Origin of the sequence: Amycolatopsis sp. DG1A-15b (genome assembly GCF_030285645.1) — a bacterium.
GTDB lineage: Bacteria > Actinomycetota > Actinomycetes > Mycobacteriales > Pseudonocardiaceae > Amycolatopsis.
The window spans coordinates 6785248-6803479 of the sequence record NZ_CP127296.1; the positions used below are offsets into that span (position 1 = coordinate 6785248).

Genomic DNA, 18232 nt, shown 5'->3' on the forward strand with positions numbered 1-18232 from the left:
CGATGGTCCTGAGAGCTTCCTGAGCCGAACCTGTGCATCGGAGATGAGTATGCCGGGATCAGCCCGCCGCGCGGAGCCGTTCCGCGATTTGCTCCGGCGTCGCGTCGTTGATCCACACCGCCATGCCCGACTCGGACCCCGCCAGGTACTTCAGCTTGTCCTTCGCGCGCAACACGGAGAACAGCTCCAGGTGGAGCCAGCCCAGCTCGCGGTCGCGGCGCACCGGCGCCTGGTGCCACGCCGCGATGTACGGCAGCGGCCGGTCGTACAGCGCGTCGCAGCGGCGCAGCACGTCGAGGTAGACGTCGGCGAAGTCGTCGCGCTCGGCGTCGGTCAGCGCGGGGATGTCCGGGACCTGCCGGTGCGGCACGATCTGCACCTGGACCGGCCAGCGGGCCGCCGGCGGCACGTACGCCGTCCAGTGCTCGCCGGACGTCACCACGCGCGCGCCGGACTTGCGTTCGGCGGCGAGCACGTCCCCGAGCACCGGGCGGCCGTGTTCGGCCTGGTAGGCACGGGCGACTTCGAGCATCCGCTCGGTCTTCGGGGTGACGAACGGGTAGCCGTAGATCTGCCCGTGCGGGTGCGACAGCGTGACGCCGATTTCCTCGCCGCGATTCTCGAACGGGAAGACCTGCTCGACGCCGGGCACCGCGGACAAGCCGGTCGTGCGGTCCGCCCACGCGTCCACCACGGCCCGCACCTGCTCGGCGCTCAGCTGCGCGAAGGAACCGTCGTGGTTGCTGGTGAAGCAGACGACCTCGCAGCGGCCGCGGCCGGGCCGCACCGGCACCAGCCCGAAACCATCCACAGTGGACGGCTCGCCGTCGACGTCCTCGGCGAAGGACGGGAACCGGTTCTCGAAGACGACGACGTCGTAATCGCTTTCGGGGATCTCGCTCGGTTTGCCGGGCTTGCTCGGGCACAGCGGGCAGAGGTCCGCCGGCGGCTTGTAGGTCCGCGTCTGCCGGTGCGCGGCCATCGCGACCCACTCGCCGGTCAGCGGGTCCAGCCGGATCTCCGACGCGGCCGAAACCGGCGGCAGGTCACGGGTGTCCTCGGCGACGCGGTCGGGCGCGCCGGGCTGGTCGAAGTAGATGATCTCCCGGCCGTCGGCCAGGTGTCGTACGGTTCGCTTCACGCTTCTTCGGCCTCGACCGTCTCCGCCGTTTCGGCGATCATGAGTTCCCCTGCCCTTTCGGCGAGTATTTCCTTGGCCTCGTCGGAAATCCCGTCATCGGTGACGACGACGTCGGCCTCGTCCAGGTCGGCGATCGTCGAGATCCCGACGGTGCCCCACTTCGTGTGGTCGGCGAGCACGACCAGCTTGCGCCCGGCCTCGACCAGCGCGCGGTCGGTCTCGCTCTCGGTGAGGTTCGGTGTCGTGAACCCCGGCCCGTCGGCCATCCCGTGCACGCCGAGGAAGACGGCGTCCAGGTGCAGCGACCGCAGGCTGTGCACGGCGACCGGCCCGACCAGCGCGTCCGACGGGGTCCGCACCCCGCCGGTGAGCACGACCGTGCGATCCGGCTGCGTCGACCCGCGGAGCACGTCGGCGACCTGGATCGAATTGGTCACGATGGTGAGCCCGGGGATGGCGTCGAGCGCCCGCGCCAGCGTCCACGTCGTGGTGCCGGCGGAGATGCCGATCGCGGTGCCGGGCCGGATCAGCGTCGCGGCGAGCTCGGCGATGGCTTCCTTCTGCGCCCGCTGGCGCACGGACTTGGCCTCGAAGCCGGGCTCGTCGGTGCTCTTGCCGACGACCGAGGTGGCGCCGCCGTACACCTTCTCGACGAGTCCCCGGCCGGCGAGGACGTCGAGGTCGCGGCGCACCGTCATGTCGGACACGCCAAGCCTGGTCACGAGGTCGCTCACGCGGACCGCACCGGTCCGGCGGGCCTCTTCCAGGATCACCGCCTGTCGCTGACGCGCCAGCACCGTCTCACTCCGTCCCGTCCAGCCAATTACACAAAATCCTACACGACTAAACACGAGATCCGCAGGGCCGACGAGGGTGAACTTCGAAACACCAGGTCATGACGTGGGCAGGAACGGACGTCCCCTGTCCCAGCCGAACAACGGTGGAGAACGCCGGTGGATGCCGCGGGCCCGGATCAGCCGGGCGCCCCCGGCAGCCGGATCGTCATCAGCGCGCCGCCTTCCGGCGCCTGCGAGGCGTACACGGCTCCGCCGTGCCGCTCGGCCGCGTGCTTCACGATCGCCAGCCCGAGACCGGAACCCGGCAGCGTCCGGGCCTCCGACGACCGGTAGAAGCGGTCGAACACCTTGGGCAGGTCCTCTTCGGCGATGCCCGGCCCGGCGTCCGCGACCTCGACGACGGCGGTGCCGTCGCCGAGCGGGTACAGCCGCACCCACACGGTCGCATCGGGCGGCGAGAACTTGACCGCGTTGTCGAGCAGGTTCAGCACCGCGCGCTCGAGCGAGCTGTTGTCGCCGGTGAGCACCCACGGCTGCAGCGAGACGTCGAAGTTGATCTCGCCCGCGCGCCGCCGCGCCCGGTCGAGCGCCCGCTCGACGACCTCCAGCAGCTCGACGCGCTCGAAGCGTTCACGCGGCTCGTCCTGGCGCGCGAGCTCGACCAGGTCGCCGATGAGCTGCGTCAGCTCGTCGAGCTGGCCGCTGATGTCCGCGATGATGTCGACACGGTCTTCGTTTCGCAGCGGCGGCGCGCCCGGCTTGCTCGCGGCGAGCAGTAGCTCGAGGTTGGTGCGCAGCGACGTCAGCGGCGTCCGGAGCTCGTGCCCCGCGTCCGCGACCAGCTGGCGCTGGCGTTCCTGCGAGTCCGCGACCGTGCCGAGCATGGTGTTGAAGGTCTGGGTGAGCCGCGCGAGTTCGTCGTCGCCGCTGACCGGGATGGGCCGCAGGTCGCCGGTCTTGGCGACGCGCTCGGCGGCCGACGTCAGCCGGTCGACCGGGCGCAGGCCGGTGCGGGCCACCGCGGTGCCCGCCGCCGCGGCGACCAGGATGCCGGCGCCGCCGATCAGGAAGAGCACCAGCGCGAGCTCGTTCAGCGTGCGCTTGGTCGGGCCCATCGACTGGGCCAGCACGATGGCCTCGCCGTGCCCGGTCGGCAGGGCGACCACGCGGCTGTCGGAGCGGAAGTCCGTCCGCAGCGACTCCGCCGAATCGCCGTTCGCGACGGCCAGCTCGTCCGGCCCGAACGGCGGCGGCGAGCTCGACAACGGGTACGTCATCACGGCGTGCTGGACGTCGGGCGCCGCGTTGAGCTGCCCGATCTGCAGGTCGGCGCTGGCCAGGAAGGCGCCGGGGACCTGCCGCAGCTCGGTCTGCACCTGCGGCGAGTTGGCCGCCGCCTGCGCGCGCGCCAGCAAGCTGTCGTCGAGCTGCTGGTAGAGGTTGCTGCGCACGACGATGTAGGCGCCGATCGACACCAGCGCGACGGCGCCGGCGACGCAGGCGGCGGCGAGCAGCGTCACCCGGCCGCGCAGCGAGAACCGGCGGGCTCCCCAGCGCGTGCCGCGGGGATCGCCCGGTTCGGTCACGGCGGGGTTTCCCTCAGGACGTACCCCACCCCCCGCACCGTGTGGATCAGCCTCGGCTCCCCCTCGGCCTCCGTCTTGCGGCGCAAGTAGCCGACGTAGACCTCCAGCGCGTTGCCCGACGTCGGGAAGTCGTAACCCCATACTTCCTCCAGGATCCGGCCACGCGTGAGGACGTGCTTCGGGTAGGAAAGGAACAGTTCCAGCAGGGCGAATTCGGTCCGGGTCAGGCTGATCTCACGGCCACCGCGGCGGACCTCCCGCGTGCCGGGGTCGAGGGTCAGGTCCGCGAAGGCCAGGGCCTCCGAGGCCTGGCCGTTCTGGCCCTCCGGGATGGCGCGGCGCAGCAGCGCCCGCAGCCGCGCGAGCAGCTCCTCGAGCGCGAAGGGCTTCGGCAGGTAGTCGTCGGCGCCGGCGTCCAGGCCGGACACCCGGTCGGAGACGGTGTCGCGCGCGGTGAGCACCAGGATCGGCAGGTCGTCGCCGGTGCTGCGCAGCCGGCGGGCGACCTCCAGGCCGTCGAGCCGGGGCATCATGACGTCCAGCACCATCGCGTCCGGCCGGTCGGCGATGATCGCCTCCAGGGCCTGCGCACCGTCACTGGCCAGCTGGACCTGGTAGCCGTTGAACTCCAGGGACCGCCGGAGCGACTCACGGACGGCGCGGTCGTCGTCCACCACAAGGATGCGCATGGCGCTAGTTTTACGCAGCGTGCTGAGACCCGCCTAAGAACACACGCAGAACTCACAAAGGATTTCTCACTCGGGACCGCGCGCGACCGGCGCGTTCCAGCGCCGCCAGAGCGCGATCATCCTGATGGAAACCACGACAGCGGCCGCGACGACGGTCACGAGCCCTTCCGGCAGTTGCACAGCGTGACCGACGGCGACGAGCACCGAGCCGGCCAGCGCGGCCACGGCGTAGATCTCCTTCCGCAGGACGAGCGGGATTTCCCGGAGCAGCAGATCGCGCACGGCCCCGCCGCCGATACCGGTGGTCATCCCGATCAGACACGCGGCGTAGACGGTGGCGCCGGCGTTGAGCGCGATCGTCGTCCCGGCGGTGGCGAAGACGCCGAGCCCGAGCGCGTCCGCCAGGAGAACGCCCCGCCGCAGCCGCGCGACCTGCGGGTGGAAGACGAAGACGACCAAGGCGGTCCCGGCGCAGACGGCGAGGTAGGACCAGTTCCGCAGCGTCGTGGGCGGGTGGATGCCGAGCAGGACGTCCCGGATGACACCGCCGCCGAGCGCGGTGGTGAGCCCGACCACGACGACACCGAAGACATCGAGCCGCGCCCGCACCGCGGCGAGCGCGCCGGACGCGGCGAAGGCGACGAGCCCGACGAACTCCAGCGCCATGAGCAGCATTTACTGGTCGAGCAGCCCACCGCGGTAGGCCAGCAGCGCGGCCTGGACCCGGTTGGCCGCGCCGATCTTGGAGAGCACAGCGGAGACGTACCCCTTGACGGTGGCCTCGGAGAGGTGCAGCCGTCCGCCGATCTCGGCGTTGCTCAATCCCTGGCCGATCAGCGCGACGACCTCACGCTCGCGTTCGGACAGAGAGGCGAGCAGCTTCCGGGCGGGCTGAGCAGCACGTTGTTCGTCCCGGTGCGACTGAACCATCCGCGCGGCCACACCCGGATCGAGGACGGCGCCCCCTCGCGCGAGGTCCCGGACGGCCCTGAGCAGCGCGGCCGGGTCGATGTCCTTGAGGAGGAAGCCGTTGGCCCCGAGCCGCAGCGCGAGGCTGACGTATTCATCGATGTCGAAGGTGGTCAGCATGGCGACGGTGGGCGGGTCGGGGAGGGCGAGGATGGCCCGGAGCGCGCGAATGCCGTCGTCAGGGGCCCGCATCTTGATGTCGAGAAGGGCAACGTCGGGGTGGTAGCGCCGAGCGACCTCCACGGCGGATCTGCCATCGCTCGCCTCGCCCACGATCTCGATGTCCTGGGCCCCGGACATCATCGCGCGCAACCCCGAGCGCACCAGTTCCTCGTCGTCGGCGAACATGAGCTTGATCAACGAAGCCCTCCGCAACAGCCAGTAGGAGGCGGCTCCCCGCGTCCCGTTAACGAAGGTTACCTACTGTTGTTCAGCAGTTCGAAACCAGACACGACCAGGTGAGGCACTGGTCCGTCCAGGTCAGCTGCGGTCGGCGGTGCGCCAGGGTGTATCCGCCAGGTGAGAGGACGGTGAGAACCACTCACCTGGGTGACGACGAGAGTCGGGCCAGTCATCCGTGCCCCTGCTGCTGCGAAGGGGCCCGGCAGGCTAAGCTGACCCCGCAGTAGCAGGCCCTCGTAGCTCAGGGGATAGAGCACCGCTCTCCTAATGTCGGCGTCACAGCCTCGAACCCCGCCCGTTGACGCAGGTCAGCGAGGCGCACCGGAACCCGCCGACGCCGCCATGACCCGAAACGTGACCCGAAATTTCAATATCATCGGGGCATGAGCACGGCAGATACGGCGGCGGCACCCGCCCGGGGGACGCGCACTCGCGGCGGTCCTCGCGGCGGTCACGGCGCCCGACGCAACCGGCCGCGCGGGTCCATCGACCGCCTGGCCAGCGGGTCGCTGCGGGTGCGTGTCGACGCCGGGGCGGACCCGATTACGGGCAAGCGACACCGGCCGACCATCATCATCTCGCCTGGTCCCGACGACGAGCACCAAGCCGAAGTAGCCCTGACCCGGCTACTCAACCAGGTCGACGAACAACGGCACCCGAAAGCGAAAGTCGACATCGCCCACCTGGTGCTCAAGTACCAGGACGAGCGCAAAGCCGCGCGCACCACGATCGAAAAAGACGGCGGCCTGATCGCCCGGCACATCATTCCCTACATCGGCGCAAAGAGTGCCACCAAGGACGCTAGGAAAACGATCCGGGCTCTCTATAAGGATTGTCAACGGTGTCGGCACCACTGCACCAACAAGAATTGGATCGAGCACCGGACACCCCGCAAACACGAGTGTGATCCCCGGTGCCGGAAACACCGATGCGAAGGCCTCTCCAACAACACGATCCGCAAGATTCACGCCATTCTCTCCGGCGCGTACACCATGGCGATGGCGGAATGGGAGTGGTGGTCGGTCAACCCGATCGACGGACTCGCGCCGCCGTCGTTCGAGAAAACCGACCCGGTCCCGCCGAGCACCACAGAAGCCGCCGCGATCGTGAACGAGGCGTTCCGCCGGGCACTCGCCTGGGGCGTGCTCCTCTTCATCGCGATGATTTCCGGCGCCCGTCGCGGCGAGGTCGTGGCACTGCGCCGTCGCCACCACGATCCGGTCAAGAAGGTTCTGTACTTGCGGGAGGCCATCGCTCAGCTCGACGAGACCAACGAGCTCATCGAGAAGGGCATCAAGAACGAGATCGCCCGCCACATCGTCCTGGACGACGCCTCGAACCAGCTGCTCATCGACTACTGGGCCGCCCTCGACGCCGCAGCGTCGGAGGCTGGGCACGACCTGGACGACGACGCGTTCTTCTTCTCACTGGAGCCCGACCACAGCACGCCGCTGCAGCCGCGGTCGGTCACACAGCGCTACCGCAGGATGACCCGGGCCATGGGCCTCGACACCCAGCTCAAGTGCCTGCGGCACTTCAACGCCACGGAACTCATCGCCGCCGGCGTCGACATCCGCACCGTGGCAGGCCGTCTCGGCCACGGTGGCGGGGGAAGCACGACGCTGCGCTTCTACGCCGCCTGGGCTTCCGAGGCGCATCAGCGGGCAGCCGGCGACCTCGCAGCCCGGCTGCCCGAACTCCCCGCCATGCTCGACCGGGTCGAGCGTGCCAAGACCGCTCCGGAAGCGCCGTTCGAGCGCGTCGCCACGCGCATCCGCAGCCGCATCCTCTCTGGTGACCTACCCGACGGCTCCGTGGCGCCTTCGACCAAGGAGATCGCCGCCACCTACGACGTCGCGGTCGGCACCGCGCACCGCGCTGCCGACCTCCTCCGGCAGTGGGGCATGCTTTCAGCAGGCGGCAGGGGCAAACGCCCACTGATCTTGAGTCCCGGGCCGCAACAGCCCACGCCGGAGCCGATCGAAGAGGGACAGCTCGAAGCCATCGCTGCGCTGAAGGCCCTGCCACGTCCACTCGACCTTGAGCTGCTGCACCTCGGCAGGACGGTCAAGGCGTTCACCGCCGAAGCAGACCCCGCAGATGCTGGGCAGCTCGCCCGGCTCTTGCGAGGCGCCGTCAGGCGACACACCGCCGGAGCCGACGCCGACATCGGCGACTTCGAGCTGATCGTCCGATTCTCAGGCGAGCCAGCCGTCGTCACGGTGTTCGCGAGCCTCTGACTCGCGAACCGATTCAAGACTGCCGACCAGCTTCGGAAGCCACAATGCAAGCATAATGCCTGGTCAAGGGTGCCCCCGGCAGGAATCGAACCTGCGACACCGGCTTTAGGAGAGCCGTGCTCTATCCCCTGAGCTACGAGGGCCTTACGCTCAGACCCTAGCACTTGCCAGCCAGCCTTCTCCCCGCAGTCGCGGGGAAGAGCGTGGCGAATAAGGACTTCGTCCATAAGGCTGCGGTGTTGCCCACGGGCACGGGGAGCACAGTTCGTCGATTTGGGCGCGCCAGACCTTGCCCGGATCATCCCCGCAGGCGCGGGGAGCACCCCTCAGCGTTGCGATCGCCGAACCGGGTCTTCGGACCATCCCCGCGGGCGCGGGGAGCACGCGGTGACCGGTTCCGGCGCCACCGGCGGCTCCGAACCATCCCCGCAGGCGCGGGGAGCACTTGACGACGGCGACGGTGATCGTCTCGACGGCCGGACCATCCCCGCAGCCGCGGGGAACACAGCATCAGGCGGCCGCAGCGGGCGCGCGGCAGCGGACCATCCCCGCAGGCGCGAGGAGCACCAGGCGCAGTTCGAGGCTCTCCGGTTCGTTGGCGGACCATCCCCGCAGGCGCGGGGAGCACGCGACAAGAAGGTCTTCCTGCCGGAGCTGGAGCGGATCATCCCCGCGGGCGCGGGGAGCACTCCGGCCCAAGCGACCAGCCCGACACCGGCTACGGATCATCCCCGCAGGCGCGGGGAGCACGTCAGCGCGTACTTCATCGCCATCGTCATGGTCGGATCATCCCCGCAGCCGCGGGAAGCACGTCTCCTTTTGCCCGAGGCGACGTCTCGCCCACGGATCATCCCCGCAGCCGCGGGGAGCACTCCGCAATACGCTTCGGGTCCACGATCGGCCCCGGATCATCCCCGCAGCCGCGGGGAGCACTTCGGCGCGGCCGTTGTCATCGGCATCACCGGCGGATCATCCCCGCAGCCGCGGGGAGCACTTTGTAGCCCTCTGGACCAGACGGGGCTTGCACGGATCATCCCCGCAGCCGCGGGGAGCACCGGTGGTGGTCATGGGCAGAAGCGTACGTAAACGGATCATCCCCGCAGCCGCGGGGAGCACGGCACGAACTCGTACTGCGGGACCGTCGAGCTCGGATCATCCCCGCAGCCGCGGGGAGCACAACACAGCCGCCATCAGCTCGACCGTCATCTGTCGGATCATCCCCGCAGCCGCGGGGAGCACGTCCTGGGCCAGGTCATCCCCGCCCTGGTGACCGGATCATCCCCGCAGCCGCGGGGAGCACACGATCGCCTTGTGCCGGTCCGGATCGGCGTGCGGATCATCCCCGCAGCCGCGGGGAGCACACTTGTTGACCTGCATTGATACACGAAGGGTGGGCGGTTTTCATTTAGTTTTGTCGAGTGAGATGGCCTAGTTCTTGCGGAACTTGCGGCGCGCGTTGCGTCGCTTCCAGACTGTCTCGTCCCGAGTTGATGCACCTTGGCTCGGCTGGTCGAGCCTGTCGCGGGATGGCCTCAATTTGCCGGGGACGTAGTCGGGTGCGGTTTGTCGTCGCATGAGAGTGATGCCGTCGTAGTCGACGGGTGTCCAGTCGTGTCCGTGTACCTGGAATTCGAGGCGTTGCTCGCCTGAGGTGGCATGCACCATCAAGGCGCGGCCTTCGGCTATGTACTCGACGACTCTTTCCCAGATCAACTCGCGGACGCGGGCGGAGACGAATCCGACGTAGACGCCCGGGCTGATTTCGAGGAGCCAACGAGTCAGATGCCCTCGCAGGCCAGGTGGCACGGCGGTGAGCACGATGACGGTCATGGCTCACTCCTGTAGGCCACGCCACCGGGGACGACGTCGCTTCGTCCGTCCCACAACGCCGCGATGGAGTCGATCGCGAAGTATTCATAGATGCCCGGATCGGCGGTTTCCTCGCCGAGCAGGAGCCGTTCGATGTCACGTGCACACCGCCGCAGCAGCTTGCCGTTGTGCAGGATGTCACGCAGCTGGCGCCTGGTCTCGCCGGTGACGTCGGGGGCTGTTCCGGCGGCGATGTCGAAGGCCACGGGGATGGTGAGTTCGGCTTTGTACAGGTCTGCGATGTCGTAGACGAAGGACCGGTGGTGTCCGGTGTGGACGAACCCGAGGGCGGGTGAGCAACCCAGCGCCACGATCACCGAGTGCACCACTCCGTACAGCGCGGCGTTGGCGGCCGAGAGTGCCTGGTTGATCGGGTCGCTGGTGTCCCAGTCTTCGCGGTCGTAGCTGCGGCCAGTCCATTCGACGCCGGTTCGTTCGGCGTGTTCGCGGTAGATCCGGCGGACGCGGGTGCCTTCGCGGCCGCGTAGCTGCTGCATGGTCAGCTCGGAGACGTCCTCGTCGGGAAACCGCATTCCGTACATTGCGCGGGCCACCCGCAGCCGGGAACGTGTGTTGGTGACGGCTTCGGCTTGGGCCTGAACCAGCCGTGAGGTGCGGGATGCCGCGGTGCCGTGGGCGTAGTAGCGGACGCCGTGCTCGCCGACCCATACGACGGTGGATCCGCTGTCGGCCATGAGCGCGATCGCCTGGTGGGTGATGGTGGTGCCCGGGCCGAGCATGAGGACTCCGACAGCGGCCGCCGGCAGGTGCACGGTGCCGCGTTCGTCGGTCGCGGTGATGGCGTTGCTGTCCCTGTTGATCACGCAGCGGTCCAGGTAGACGAAGGAGATCCGGTCCGCGGCGCGCACGAGTTCTTTCGGCGCGCTGGTGCGTCGCCCGATGCCGGTCATGCCGAATCGTCGCGGGTGGGGCGGGCGAGGGTGAGCAGCCCGCAGCCGTAGGACTTGGCCCGGCCGATCCCCAACGTCAGTGATCGCTGCATCGCCGCGGTGTCGAGGATCTCGAGGTGGCCCTGGAAGGTCGCGGTGGAGATAGTCACCGGGGTTCCGCCGCGGCCGAAGCGGCGGACGGCCCGGTCGGTGACGGCCAGATCAGACTGGTCGGGATCGGTCTGGCTGGCCGCGACGCGGAAGCCGAGGCGTTCGGCCCGGTCGAGCAGCCACTGTTGTTGCTGGGCGACGGTGACGTGGCCGAGGGGTTTGGTGGACTCCCAACCGTCACGGCGTCCGGACCGGACCGGGTTGGCCGTCAGCCGGAACTGCCATTGCTGGCCAGCGCGGAGGCTGCCGAGGAGACCGTCGTAGGCGGCGGTCTGCCATGCGGACGTGGTGGGCCAGCCAGCCTGTTCCACGAGGTGCTGCAGGTCGGGTTCGTCGGGGCTGACGATGAACAGCAGGACGCGGTGGGTGGCGTGGGTGTCCACACGCCACAGGACGCGACCGTCTTCGGCGGGGCGGACGTCGGGGAAGCTCGCCAGCACGGCCGCGTGCATGGCATGAGGTGAGGCGAGGAGTTTCTGCGCGCCGCGGCGGCGCGGGTTGAGCTGCATCTTGGTCAGGAACACGCGTCGCCTCCCAGCAGGCTCATCGGGTCGTGCTCGGCCAGCGGTTCGGCTGTGCCGTGCGGATTGGGGACCTGCACGGTGTCGCGGACGATGGCGCGCCAGGCGTACTCGCGCCGGTCCGGGTCGAAGCTGACCGGGGTGTCGCGGACCGTCTCCACCGGCACTTCCCCCTCCTCGGCGTCGCGGACGACGGCGAGCTCGACGAGCCGATCGCGGCGCTGCTTCTGCAGGCGGGTGCTGGCCAGCCACGGCCAGCTCTCCAGCGCGGCGCCGAGCGAGTCATCGGAGACGCCCAGGGCGACCGGGCCGGCGGGCGGGCAGGACCGGCGGCCCAGATACAGCGGGAAGTGCGGTGACCGCACCGCGGCGTCGACACCGTCGACAAGCGCCCGGTCGCCTTCGAGGACAGCGAGGAACACCGCGTCGGTCAGGTAGTAGCGGGTCGAGAGCGGCAGTGTCTGCCAGGTCAGGGTGCCGGCGCGGTCGCGGCGGGGCCGCTGCGCGGTCTGGAAGTCGCGCAGCAGCTCGCCGGGCTGGTCGATGCGGACACCGAAACGCAGCTGCAGCAGGTCTTCCAGGGCGTCGGTGCGACGGACCCCGAGTGCGGCGGCGACCAGTCCGATGATGCCGCTTTTGGTCGGTGCGGTCTCGGTGGTGCGGCGGACGAAGCGGCTGCCGACACCCCAGGACTGCATCGGTCCGGCCAGGCGGAGCGCGACGACGCTCACGGCTGCTCGCTGAGCCGGTCGGCGACCAGCGCGCCGAGGTTGTTGACCAGCTCGTCCAGGGCGACCTTGGTGCCGAGGTCGTCCAGGGCCGCGGTGTCGGCGCCGACGCGGGTGACCCATGCGGCGACCGGGTGCTCGCCGTAGCTCGCGGCGATCTCACGGGCTTCGTCGCGCAGGGCTTCGGCGGCGGCCTTGATGCGTCCGCCTTTCTCCAGTTCGCGCACGGGATTCTCGAACGCCCCGACGAGGTTGATCGGCTGCCGGTCGCGGACCTGGACGACGACGGCTTCGGGCAACGTGCGGTGGGCGAAGGTGTTCTGCTTGCCGGTGGGCATCGACCGGACGAAGGCGTCCACAAAGGCTTCTACCGCGCGGCGGGTCGCGGCGGTGTCGCCGAGGTTGTCGGCCAGCCGGTTGGTGTCGACGGTGGCGTAGCGGTAGAGCGTGGAGGAGGTGAACTCGACGGTGCCGATCATCCCGGCTCCGGTTTCCTGCTCGGTGTTGCGGTCGTCGACCGCGGTGAAGTAGTCGAATTCGGTTTCCACTGCGTGCACCGACAGGGCGTGCGCGACCTGGGCGGCGGCGTCGACGTTGAGGTCGGCCTGGTCGGCGACCATGCGGCCGAACAGGGCGACATCGATCGAGTGGTCCTGGTCGGCGAGATCTTTGACCTTGGCCGCCTTCAACGTCTTCGTGACGTCGTCGGTGTCGGCCGCCGCGATCGCGGCGGCGGCCAGGTTCTGGATCTGGCGCGCGCTGAGGAACACGAGGTATCCGGCGGTCGCGGTGTCCTCGGCCGCTCCGTTCTTCTTCTCGTTCTTCTTCGGGGGTTTCACGTCGATGCCGACCGCGCGGATCGTCTCGGTTGCCAGGTCCACAGCGCGCTCGCGCAGCTGCGGCGCGCGGGCGGTGATCGCCTCGGCCAGGAGCTCGACGACGCGTTTGGTGCGCACACCCAGCTCGGTGGTGTCGAGGTGCTCACCGAACGCGACCCGGGTGGCGCGTTTCCATGCCTGGCTGGAGACCCGGGCGCGGCGGACACCGCCGTAGGTTGCGGTTTTCGGGCTGCCGGTGTCGTCACGGTTGATGTTGCTCGGCGGCACAGTTTGCAGAACATGGATGTCGATCACGGTGCGGTTCAACGGAATATCCTCATTCCTGGACGTCGGTCGTCGCGGTGTCGGTGGTGCGGTAGAAGGCGCGGCCCCAGGCCAGCCGCACGGCGGCGGCACCGCCCGGGGCGACGAGCCGGGCCAGATCATCAGCCAGGGCGGCGTAGTCGAGGCCGCGCCCTTCGGTGCGCAGCAGCGTCACCAGCCCGCGCAGGTGGGTCTGGACCTCGGTGATGGAGCCGGCGGTCGCGGCGGCCATGAACCGGCGGGTGACTGCGTCCTCGCTGCGCTGCGCGCTGAACCGCAGCCGCCCGACCGCCGTCCCCAGCGATACACCCGGAATGTGCGCTGAGGTGGTGGCGGATTGCTGGTGCAGCGCGTAGAGGGTGAGGGCGGTGTGGGTGGCCTGCTCGGCCCAGCTCGGTTCGTCCCCGTGCCAGGACAGGCTGTCCGGGACCGCGCCGACGGTCAGCGCCCAGATCTCCGGGACGCTGCCGGCCGGCTTGCCCAGGCCGCGGCGCAGCCGTGCCAGGTCGGCCCGCGCGGCCGGGGAGCCGCGCAGGTAGTCCCGCTGCAGCCGCAGGATCCGCCCGTCCAGGGTGCGGCCGAGCTGTCCCAGTCGCCGGGGCGGCAGGGTGGCCGCGGTGCCCGGCGTGGCCGCTGGTTCGGACGGCGTCGTCGTGGTCATGCCACTACCTCCACTGCAGTCTGCGGGTTGGGGTGAGCGAGCGGCAGGGCCTTGGCGAGCGCGGCGGTGAACCACACCTCGGCCAGCGGCACGTTGACCAGCCGCTGGTTCACCATCCGGCCGCGCCACGCGGCCTTGGACGCCCCGAGGACCAGCTGGTCCTTGATCGGCCGGCACGCGTCGCGGACCACGCGTTGCCAGTGGGTTCGGACCTCGAGCAGGTCAGTGTCCGGGCCGAGTCCAGCCAGCCACGACCGGTAGGGCTGTTCCAGCTGCGCGTACACCAGTTCCTGCGCCGCGGCGCCCGCGCCGGAACCCGCTTCGGCGCCCGCGGCCTGCGCGAGATTCTCGGCCAGCCGCCAGAGGCACGAGGCAGCCTTCTCCGCGTCGGCGACCGCGTCGACCGCGGTGCGGCCGGCGGCCGGGTGGTCTTCACGCAGCAGCACGACCGGCAACGGCAGCAGATCATCCAGAATCTCTGCGTACGTCGCGTTCTGCGCACCGTACTCGACGCCATGTACCCGGAACCGGACCACGAAATTCCCGGGCAGATAGCCCTCCTGGGTCAGGTCCGCCAGCCACTGCAGCACCCCCGGCGCCAGCGCACGATCTGGATCACCCGCGGCGCCCCGGCGTGAGGAGACCGAGGGCAGCAACGACGCGATCCCCCGCCACACCGACCTCTGCTGATCGTGACGGCGGGGCATGTACACCGGATGCCCGGCCTTCTTGCTTTGCGGCTCGCTGTAGCGCCACGCCGAATGCGGCTCGGTGTCATGGCGGTTCTGCGGGGAGCAGCGGTCCCCGTTCGCCAGCACCACCCCGGTCGCACCGTCGCGGTCGCCCCGCAACCGCAGGCGGCGGGTTTGCCAGGTGTAGAGCTGGATCGCGCCGGCCACCGGCTTGTCCTGCGCCCACGCGGCCTCGTCCGGGTCGCGTTCCCACGGTGGCAGATCCGCTGGGCCGCCGACGCGGACGTAGGTGTCCACGTCGCGGGCGATGAGGTTGAGCAGCAACGTCTCCCGCACCGTCTCGCCCTGGGCCAAGACCCCGCCGATCTGCCCGGACCAACCCGGGCCGATCGGATATCCCTTGCCGTTCTTCACCGTCGCGTCGCCGACCGCCCCGGACTTGATTCCGGAGGCGTCAAAGGCATGGACATGCACCAGCCACCGCGCCGCCTCGGCGGCGCTGAGCCGGACGAGGCTGGTTGCCGATCGGGTGGTGAACAACGGTTCGCCGTTGGGCACGTCCGCCACGATCTTCTCCAGCCCGGACACTTCTCCTTTCGCCGTTCGCAGGCCGGCCACCTGGAAGAACGGCGTCTGCTGATCGAACAGTTCGAACCGGTGCCGCACCCGCTGGGCGTAGTCGGCCAGCTGCTGCATCGGCAACTCCGGCTGCTCCCACAGGCGTGCCCACGCGTCCTGATCCGCCGGGCCGTCGACGGCCCGGTGCAGGAATGCCAGCAGCAGCCGGGTGATCGCGAACGTCTGCGTCGGCACCTCGCCACCGATCGCTGCCAGCTGCGGTGCCTGCGCGAACACTTCCAGGACCGACAGATCCCGTTCCCGCCCATCCCGCGCCAGCACCGTGATCCACGGTTCGTCCAGCAGGTTGAATCCACGCGCGCTCGCCGCGTCAGTCAGCATCGTCGAACACTTCCAATCCTCGCTCGGGCGTGTAGCGAACGCGGCGGCCGGTGATCTCGCCCCACCCGCCGGGGTCCACGACGAGAACCGGGTAGCGGTAGATCAGCGGGGACTCCTCCCACGCCGGGGGCGTCTTCTTCCATAGTTCTTCCTCGGCGTCGGCGTTGCTGAAAGTCAGCGGCAGTCGCAGGACACACGAGGCCACCACCTCAGCGACGTGATCTGGCGGGGTCTCTGCTGTGGGGATCGGCACCCTGGCGGCACGGTCCTCGAGCCACGACGGCGTCGTCCAGCGACCGGTGTCGTCCTCGACGACGAGCAGGACCTCCAGGCTCGGCGCTCCGTCCCGAACCTGACCGCGGCCCTCCGACGACTCGTCCGCCTCCCCGACGCTCGCCGACACCCACCCCGAGATCGCCTTCCCCGGTTTGCCGGGACCGGATACCTGGAACGTCTCGGCCTTGGCCTCTCGCGCCGCAGCGCGCGCGTCGCGACGTGCTCGCGCGTCCCTCAAGGCGTCCTGCCACGACGGTGGGCCGACCGGATCGTCGCCGTAGCCGCGCTGCACCAGCGGCGCGATGTCGTCGGGCAGGTCGATGCCTCGCTCGGCGGTTTCCTGCAGCAACCCGGCCGCGCGCAGCAGGGTGTGGGTGTCGTAGACGTAGCGCTCGGCTCCCGGCTCCAGCACAGGCGGATCCTGCGTGAAATCGGCCCCCGTGATGTACACCTCCGCCGCCCGCAACTGGGCCGGCCGGTCCGCCTCTGCGGGACCCCGCTGGTGTCGGTGCAGCCGACCGATGCGTTGCAGCACTAGGTCGATCGGCGCCAGATCCGTGATCAGCAGATCGAAGTCGACGTCCAGCGACTGCTCGACCAACTGCGAGGCCACCACGATGTGCCGGTCCGGCCGCTGCGCCTTGCCCGGCGGCCCGAAACGGTCCAGCAAGTTCGCGTCGTTGCGCATCCGGTCCGCGGCGGTGAACCGCGCATGCGCCACGGTCACCCCGCCCGGAAACGCCTCCTCCAGCCGATCGGCGGTCTCCAGGACACGCCGTACCGTGTTCCGCACGACCAGCGCCGTGCCGCCACCGACGAGTTTCTCCCGCAAGAGCGCCACAAGTTCGCCGGCATCGTCCAGCCCGTGCTCGATCACGCTGACCCGCACCTGCGTCGACCGGCCCGACGGCGCCGCAACGCGCGATGACACCGTGGTGCTTTCCGCCCAGGTCAGGACCGGATATCCGATATCGCCGTCCAGCCCATCGAGATCCGTTTCGGTGTCCGGCCACCGGCCGGCGCGGTACGCCTGGACCAGAGCGCGGCGCTGCGCAGCCGGCAGCGTCGCCGACAACGCCACCACCGGAACCCGGTACGCACCCAGCCAGGTCAGCACCTTGAGCAGATAGGAGCTCATGTAGACGTCGTAGGCGTGGATTTCATCGATCACGACCACCTTGCCCGCCAACGCCAGATGCCGCAGCATCAGATGCCGCGCCTTCAACCCGGCGAACAGCAACTGATCGATCGTCACCACGGCGAAGTTGGCCAGCAGCGCCTTGTTCCGGCCCGACAGCCACCCGTGCGCCACCACCGCGTGCCGCGCCTCGCGCGTGTCTCGGCCGACCTCGGCCAGTCGCCCTGCCCGCAGCAGACCCTCGAACAGCCGGTTGAATCGTGCCCGGCCATGCCCGAGCACGATCGAACCACCGACCTGCTGATCGTCCACGCGCATGGCGTCAAGCCACGCCACCACCCGGGCGAACATCGCGTCCGTGGTCGCCTGGGTCGGCAACGCCACCAATACGCCGCCTGCTCCGGACCGGGCCGCCGCGATCTCCGCGGCCGCCAGCGCCGCTTCCGTCTTCCCTTCGCCCATCGCCGCTTCGATGATCAGCAGGCCTGGCTCTGGCATCTCTCCAGCCGCGGCACATGCCGCGGCCTGCACTGGGCGGACTGCCGCCCCCGGCGGCAGCCCGAAACGCGTGAGGAACTGCGATTCCAGATCCACCGGCTGTGGCCGCCACGGCTGCGGAAGCCGCAGCACCTGCAGCGCATGCTGCACGCGTGCAGGTGACTCCACCAGCTCCGGCAACCGCCCGTCATGAAAAGGGAACAGGTCGCTGTTGCTCGCGATCCAGTCCGACACGATCACCACGGCAGTGGCCAGAACCTGGAATCGCTGACTCAACGCCAGCTGCGACCACGCCGGCAAGTAACTATCGACGCCAGTCCGATGCACCATCCACTCGACGAACTCGTCCCGCACTCGGTCCCAGCTTCCCTCACCATAGAGGTACGGCAGCTCGTCCGGATTTGCCGAGCGCTCCGCATCCGAATCCGGCGGCACTCCGTGATGCCCGCCAAGCACCACACCCCATGTCCGCGCCACCCGCAGCGACCAACCACGGTAGATCAGCCAGCGAACCAGCATATGCTGTCCCGCCACCGAATGATGCGCGCTCGACCGATCCGGCAACGCCGCCCTGCTCAACGGCAAGTACAAACCCTGATCACACATCCGCTGCGCAAGAACCGTGCACTGCACCGCAAACGCCGGTGTCGCCTTCCCCAGATCGTGCATACCAGCCAGAAAACGCACCGCAGCCCGCGCCTGCTCGACATCACCACCGAAGTCAGCCGCCAACAACCGCACCACGCTCGGCGCAAGCCATCCCATCAACAGCTTCTCGGCAACATCAGAAGAATCAGCCAGATGTTGCCACAACGGCAACCACCGTCCCGACTCATCCAACGACTTCGCCCACACCGTCCTC

At 69.5% G+C, this 18232-nt stretch carries 15 protein-coding genes, 1 tRNA gene and 1 CRISPR repeat array; of the genes, 1 reads left to right on the plus strand and 15 read right to left on the minus strand.

What is annotated here, in order from left to right; genetic code table 11:
- Positions 1-58 precede the first annotated feature (58 nt).
- From galT to QRY02_RS31170, 6 genes are all read right to left on the minus strand, one after another.
- The gene (gene galT / locus QRY02_RS31145) at positions 59-1141 is read right to left on the minus strand and encodes a galactose-1-phosphate uridylyltransferase (protein ID WP_285986389.1); all 1083 of its coding nucleotides are present in this window, start codon (positions 1139-1141) and stop codon (positions 59-61) included.
- Entirely contained in the window at positions 1138-1938 is an 801-nt protein-coding gene (locus tag QRY02_RS31150) for a DeoR/GlpR family DNA-binding transcription regulator (RefSeq protein ID WP_285986390.1), read from the minus strand. Before QRY02_RS31150 ends, galT begins: the two co-directional genes overlap by 4 nt.
- Before the next feature lie 176 nt (positions 1939-2114).
- Entirely contained in the window at positions 2115-3524 is a 1410-nt protein-coding gene (locus QRY02_RS31155) for a sensor histidine kinase (RefSeq protein ID WP_285986391.1), read from the minus strand.
- Complete coding sequence (locus QRY02_RS31160; protein ID WP_013230061.1) at positions 3521-4213, minus strand: response regulator transcription factor; 693 nt, start codon at positions 4211-4213, stop codon at positions 3521-3523. Before QRY02_RS31160 ends, QRY02_RS31155 begins: the two co-directional genes overlap by 4 nt.
- Positions 4214-4279: 66 nt before the next feature.
- The gene (locus tag QRY02_RS31165) at positions 4280-4888 is read right to left on the minus strand and encodes a trimeric intracellular cation channel family protein (RefSeq protein WP_285986392.1); all 609 of its coding nucleotides are present in this window, start codon (positions 4886-4888) and stop codon (positions 4280-4282) included.
- Positions 4889-5542, minus strand: a complete 654-nt coding sequence (locus QRY02_RS31170) for a response regulator (RefSeq protein ID WP_003087851.1) — start codon at positions 5540-5542, stop codon at positions 4889-4891.
- A 425-nt stretch (positions 5543-5967) separates the two neighbouring features.
- Here QRY02_RS31170 and QRY02_RS31175 point away from each other — a divergent pair, with 425 nt between their 5' ends.
- Positions 5968-7824 carry a tyrosine-type recombinase/integrase gene (locus QRY02_RS31175; RefSeq protein ID WP_285986393.1) on the plus strand — a complete coding sequence of 619 codons (1857 nt, stop codon included), beginning with the start codon at positions 5968-5970 and terminating at the stop codon, positions 7822-7824.
- A 70-nt stretch (positions 7825-7894) separates the two neighbouring features.
- Here QRY02_RS31175 and QRY02_RS31180 read toward each other — a convergent pair.
- The 9 genes from QRY02_RS31180 to cas3 form a co-directional block, all read right to left on the minus strand.
- Positions 7895-7967, minus strand: a tRNA-Arg gene (locus QRY02_RS31180).
- 151 nt (positions 7968-8118) lie between these two features.
- Positions 8119-9185: direct repeats of the CRISPR family, unit length 29 nt; unit sequence CGGATCATCCCCGCAGCCGCGGGGAGCAC.
- A gap of 67 nt (positions 9186-9252) precedes the next feature.
- Entirely contained in the window at positions 9253-9654 is a 402-nt protein-coding gene (gene cas2e / locus QRY02_RS31185; protein ID WP_285986394.1) for a type I-E CRISPR-associated endoribonuclease Cas2e, read from the minus strand.
- Positions 9651-10604 (minus strand): type I-E CRISPR-associated endonuclease Cas1e, encoded by a 954-nt coding sequence (gene cas1e / locus QRY02_RS31190; RefSeq protein WP_285986395.1) that lies wholly within the window; start codon positions 10602-10604, stop codon positions 9651-9653. The genes cas2e and cas1e overlap by 4 nt, the downstream gene beginning before the upstream one ends.
- Positions 10601-11278, minus strand: a complete 678-nt coding sequence (gene cas6e / locus QRY02_RS31195; RefSeq protein ID WP_285986396.1) for a type I-E CRISPR-associated protein Cas6/Cse3/CasE — start codon at positions 11276-11278, stop codon at positions 10601-10603. Before cas6e ends, cas1e begins: the two co-directional genes overlap by 4 nt.
- Positions 11269-12006 (minus strand): type I-E CRISPR-associated protein Cas5/CasD, encoded by a 738-nt coding sequence (gene cas5e / locus QRY02_RS31200; protein ID WP_285986397.1) that lies wholly within the window; start codon positions 12004-12006, stop codon positions 11269-11271. The genes cas6e and cas5e overlap by 10 nt, the downstream gene beginning before the upstream one ends.
- Positions 12003-13148, minus strand: coding sequence for a type I-E CRISPR-associated protein Cas7/Cse4/CasC (gene cas7e, locus QRY02_RS31205; protein WP_285986398.1), 1146 nt, complete (start codon positions 13146-13148; stop codon positions 12003-12005). The genes cas5e and cas7e overlap by 4 nt, the downstream gene beginning before the upstream one ends.
- A 10-nt stretch (positions 13149-13158) precedes the next feature.
- Complete coding sequence (gene casB, locus QRY02_RS31210; RefSeq protein ID WP_285986399.1) at positions 13159-13806, minus strand: type I-E CRISPR-associated protein Cse2/CasB; 648 nt, start codon at positions 13804-13806, stop codon at positions 13159-13161.
- Positions 13803-15458 carry a type I-E CRISPR-associated protein Cse1/CasA gene (casA, locus tag QRY02_RS31215; RefSeq protein ID WP_285986400.1) on the minus strand — a complete coding sequence of 552 codons (1656 nt, stop codon included), beginning with the start codon at positions 15456-15458 and terminating at the stop codon, positions 13803-13805. Before casA ends, casB begins: the two co-directional genes overlap by 4 nt.
- On the minus strand, positions 15448-18225 hold the full coding sequence (cas3, locus tag QRY02_RS31220; RefSeq protein ID WP_285986401.1) for a CRISPR-associated helicase Cas3': 2778 nt from the start codon (positions 18223-18225) through the stop codon (positions 15448-15450). The genes casA and cas3 overlap by 11 nt, the downstream gene beginning before the upstream one ends.
- Positions 18226-18232 lie beyond the last annotated feature (7 nt).

Coding starts and splice junctions, on each gene's coding strand:
- QRY02_RS31160 (WP_013230061.1), bottom strand. CDS start 4,213: ATGCGCATCCTTGTGGTGGACGACGACCGCGCCGTCCGTGAGTCGCTC.
- QRY02_RS31165 (WP_285986392.1), bottom strand. CDS start 4,888: ATGCTGCTCATGGCGCTGGAGTTCGTCGGGCTCGTCGCCTTCGCCGCG.
- QRY02_RS31175 (WP_285986393.1), top strand. CDS start 5,968: ATGAGCACGGCAGATACGGCGGCGGCACCCGCCCGGGGGACGCGCACT.
- cas2e (WP_285986394.1), bottom strand. CDS start 9,654: ATGACCGTCATCGTGCTCACCGCCGTGCCACCTGGCCTGCGAGGGCAT.
- cas1e (WP_285986395.1), bottom strand. CDS start 10,604: ATGACCGGCATCGGGCGACGCACCAGCGCGCCGAAAGAACTCGTGCGC.
- casB (WP_285986399.1), bottom strand. CDS start 13,806: ATGACCACGACGACGCCGTCCGAACCAGCGGCCACGCCGGGCACCGCG.
- casA (WP_285986400.1), bottom strand. CDS start 15,458: ATGCTGACTGACGCGGCGAGCGCGCGTGGATTCAACCTGCTGGACGAA.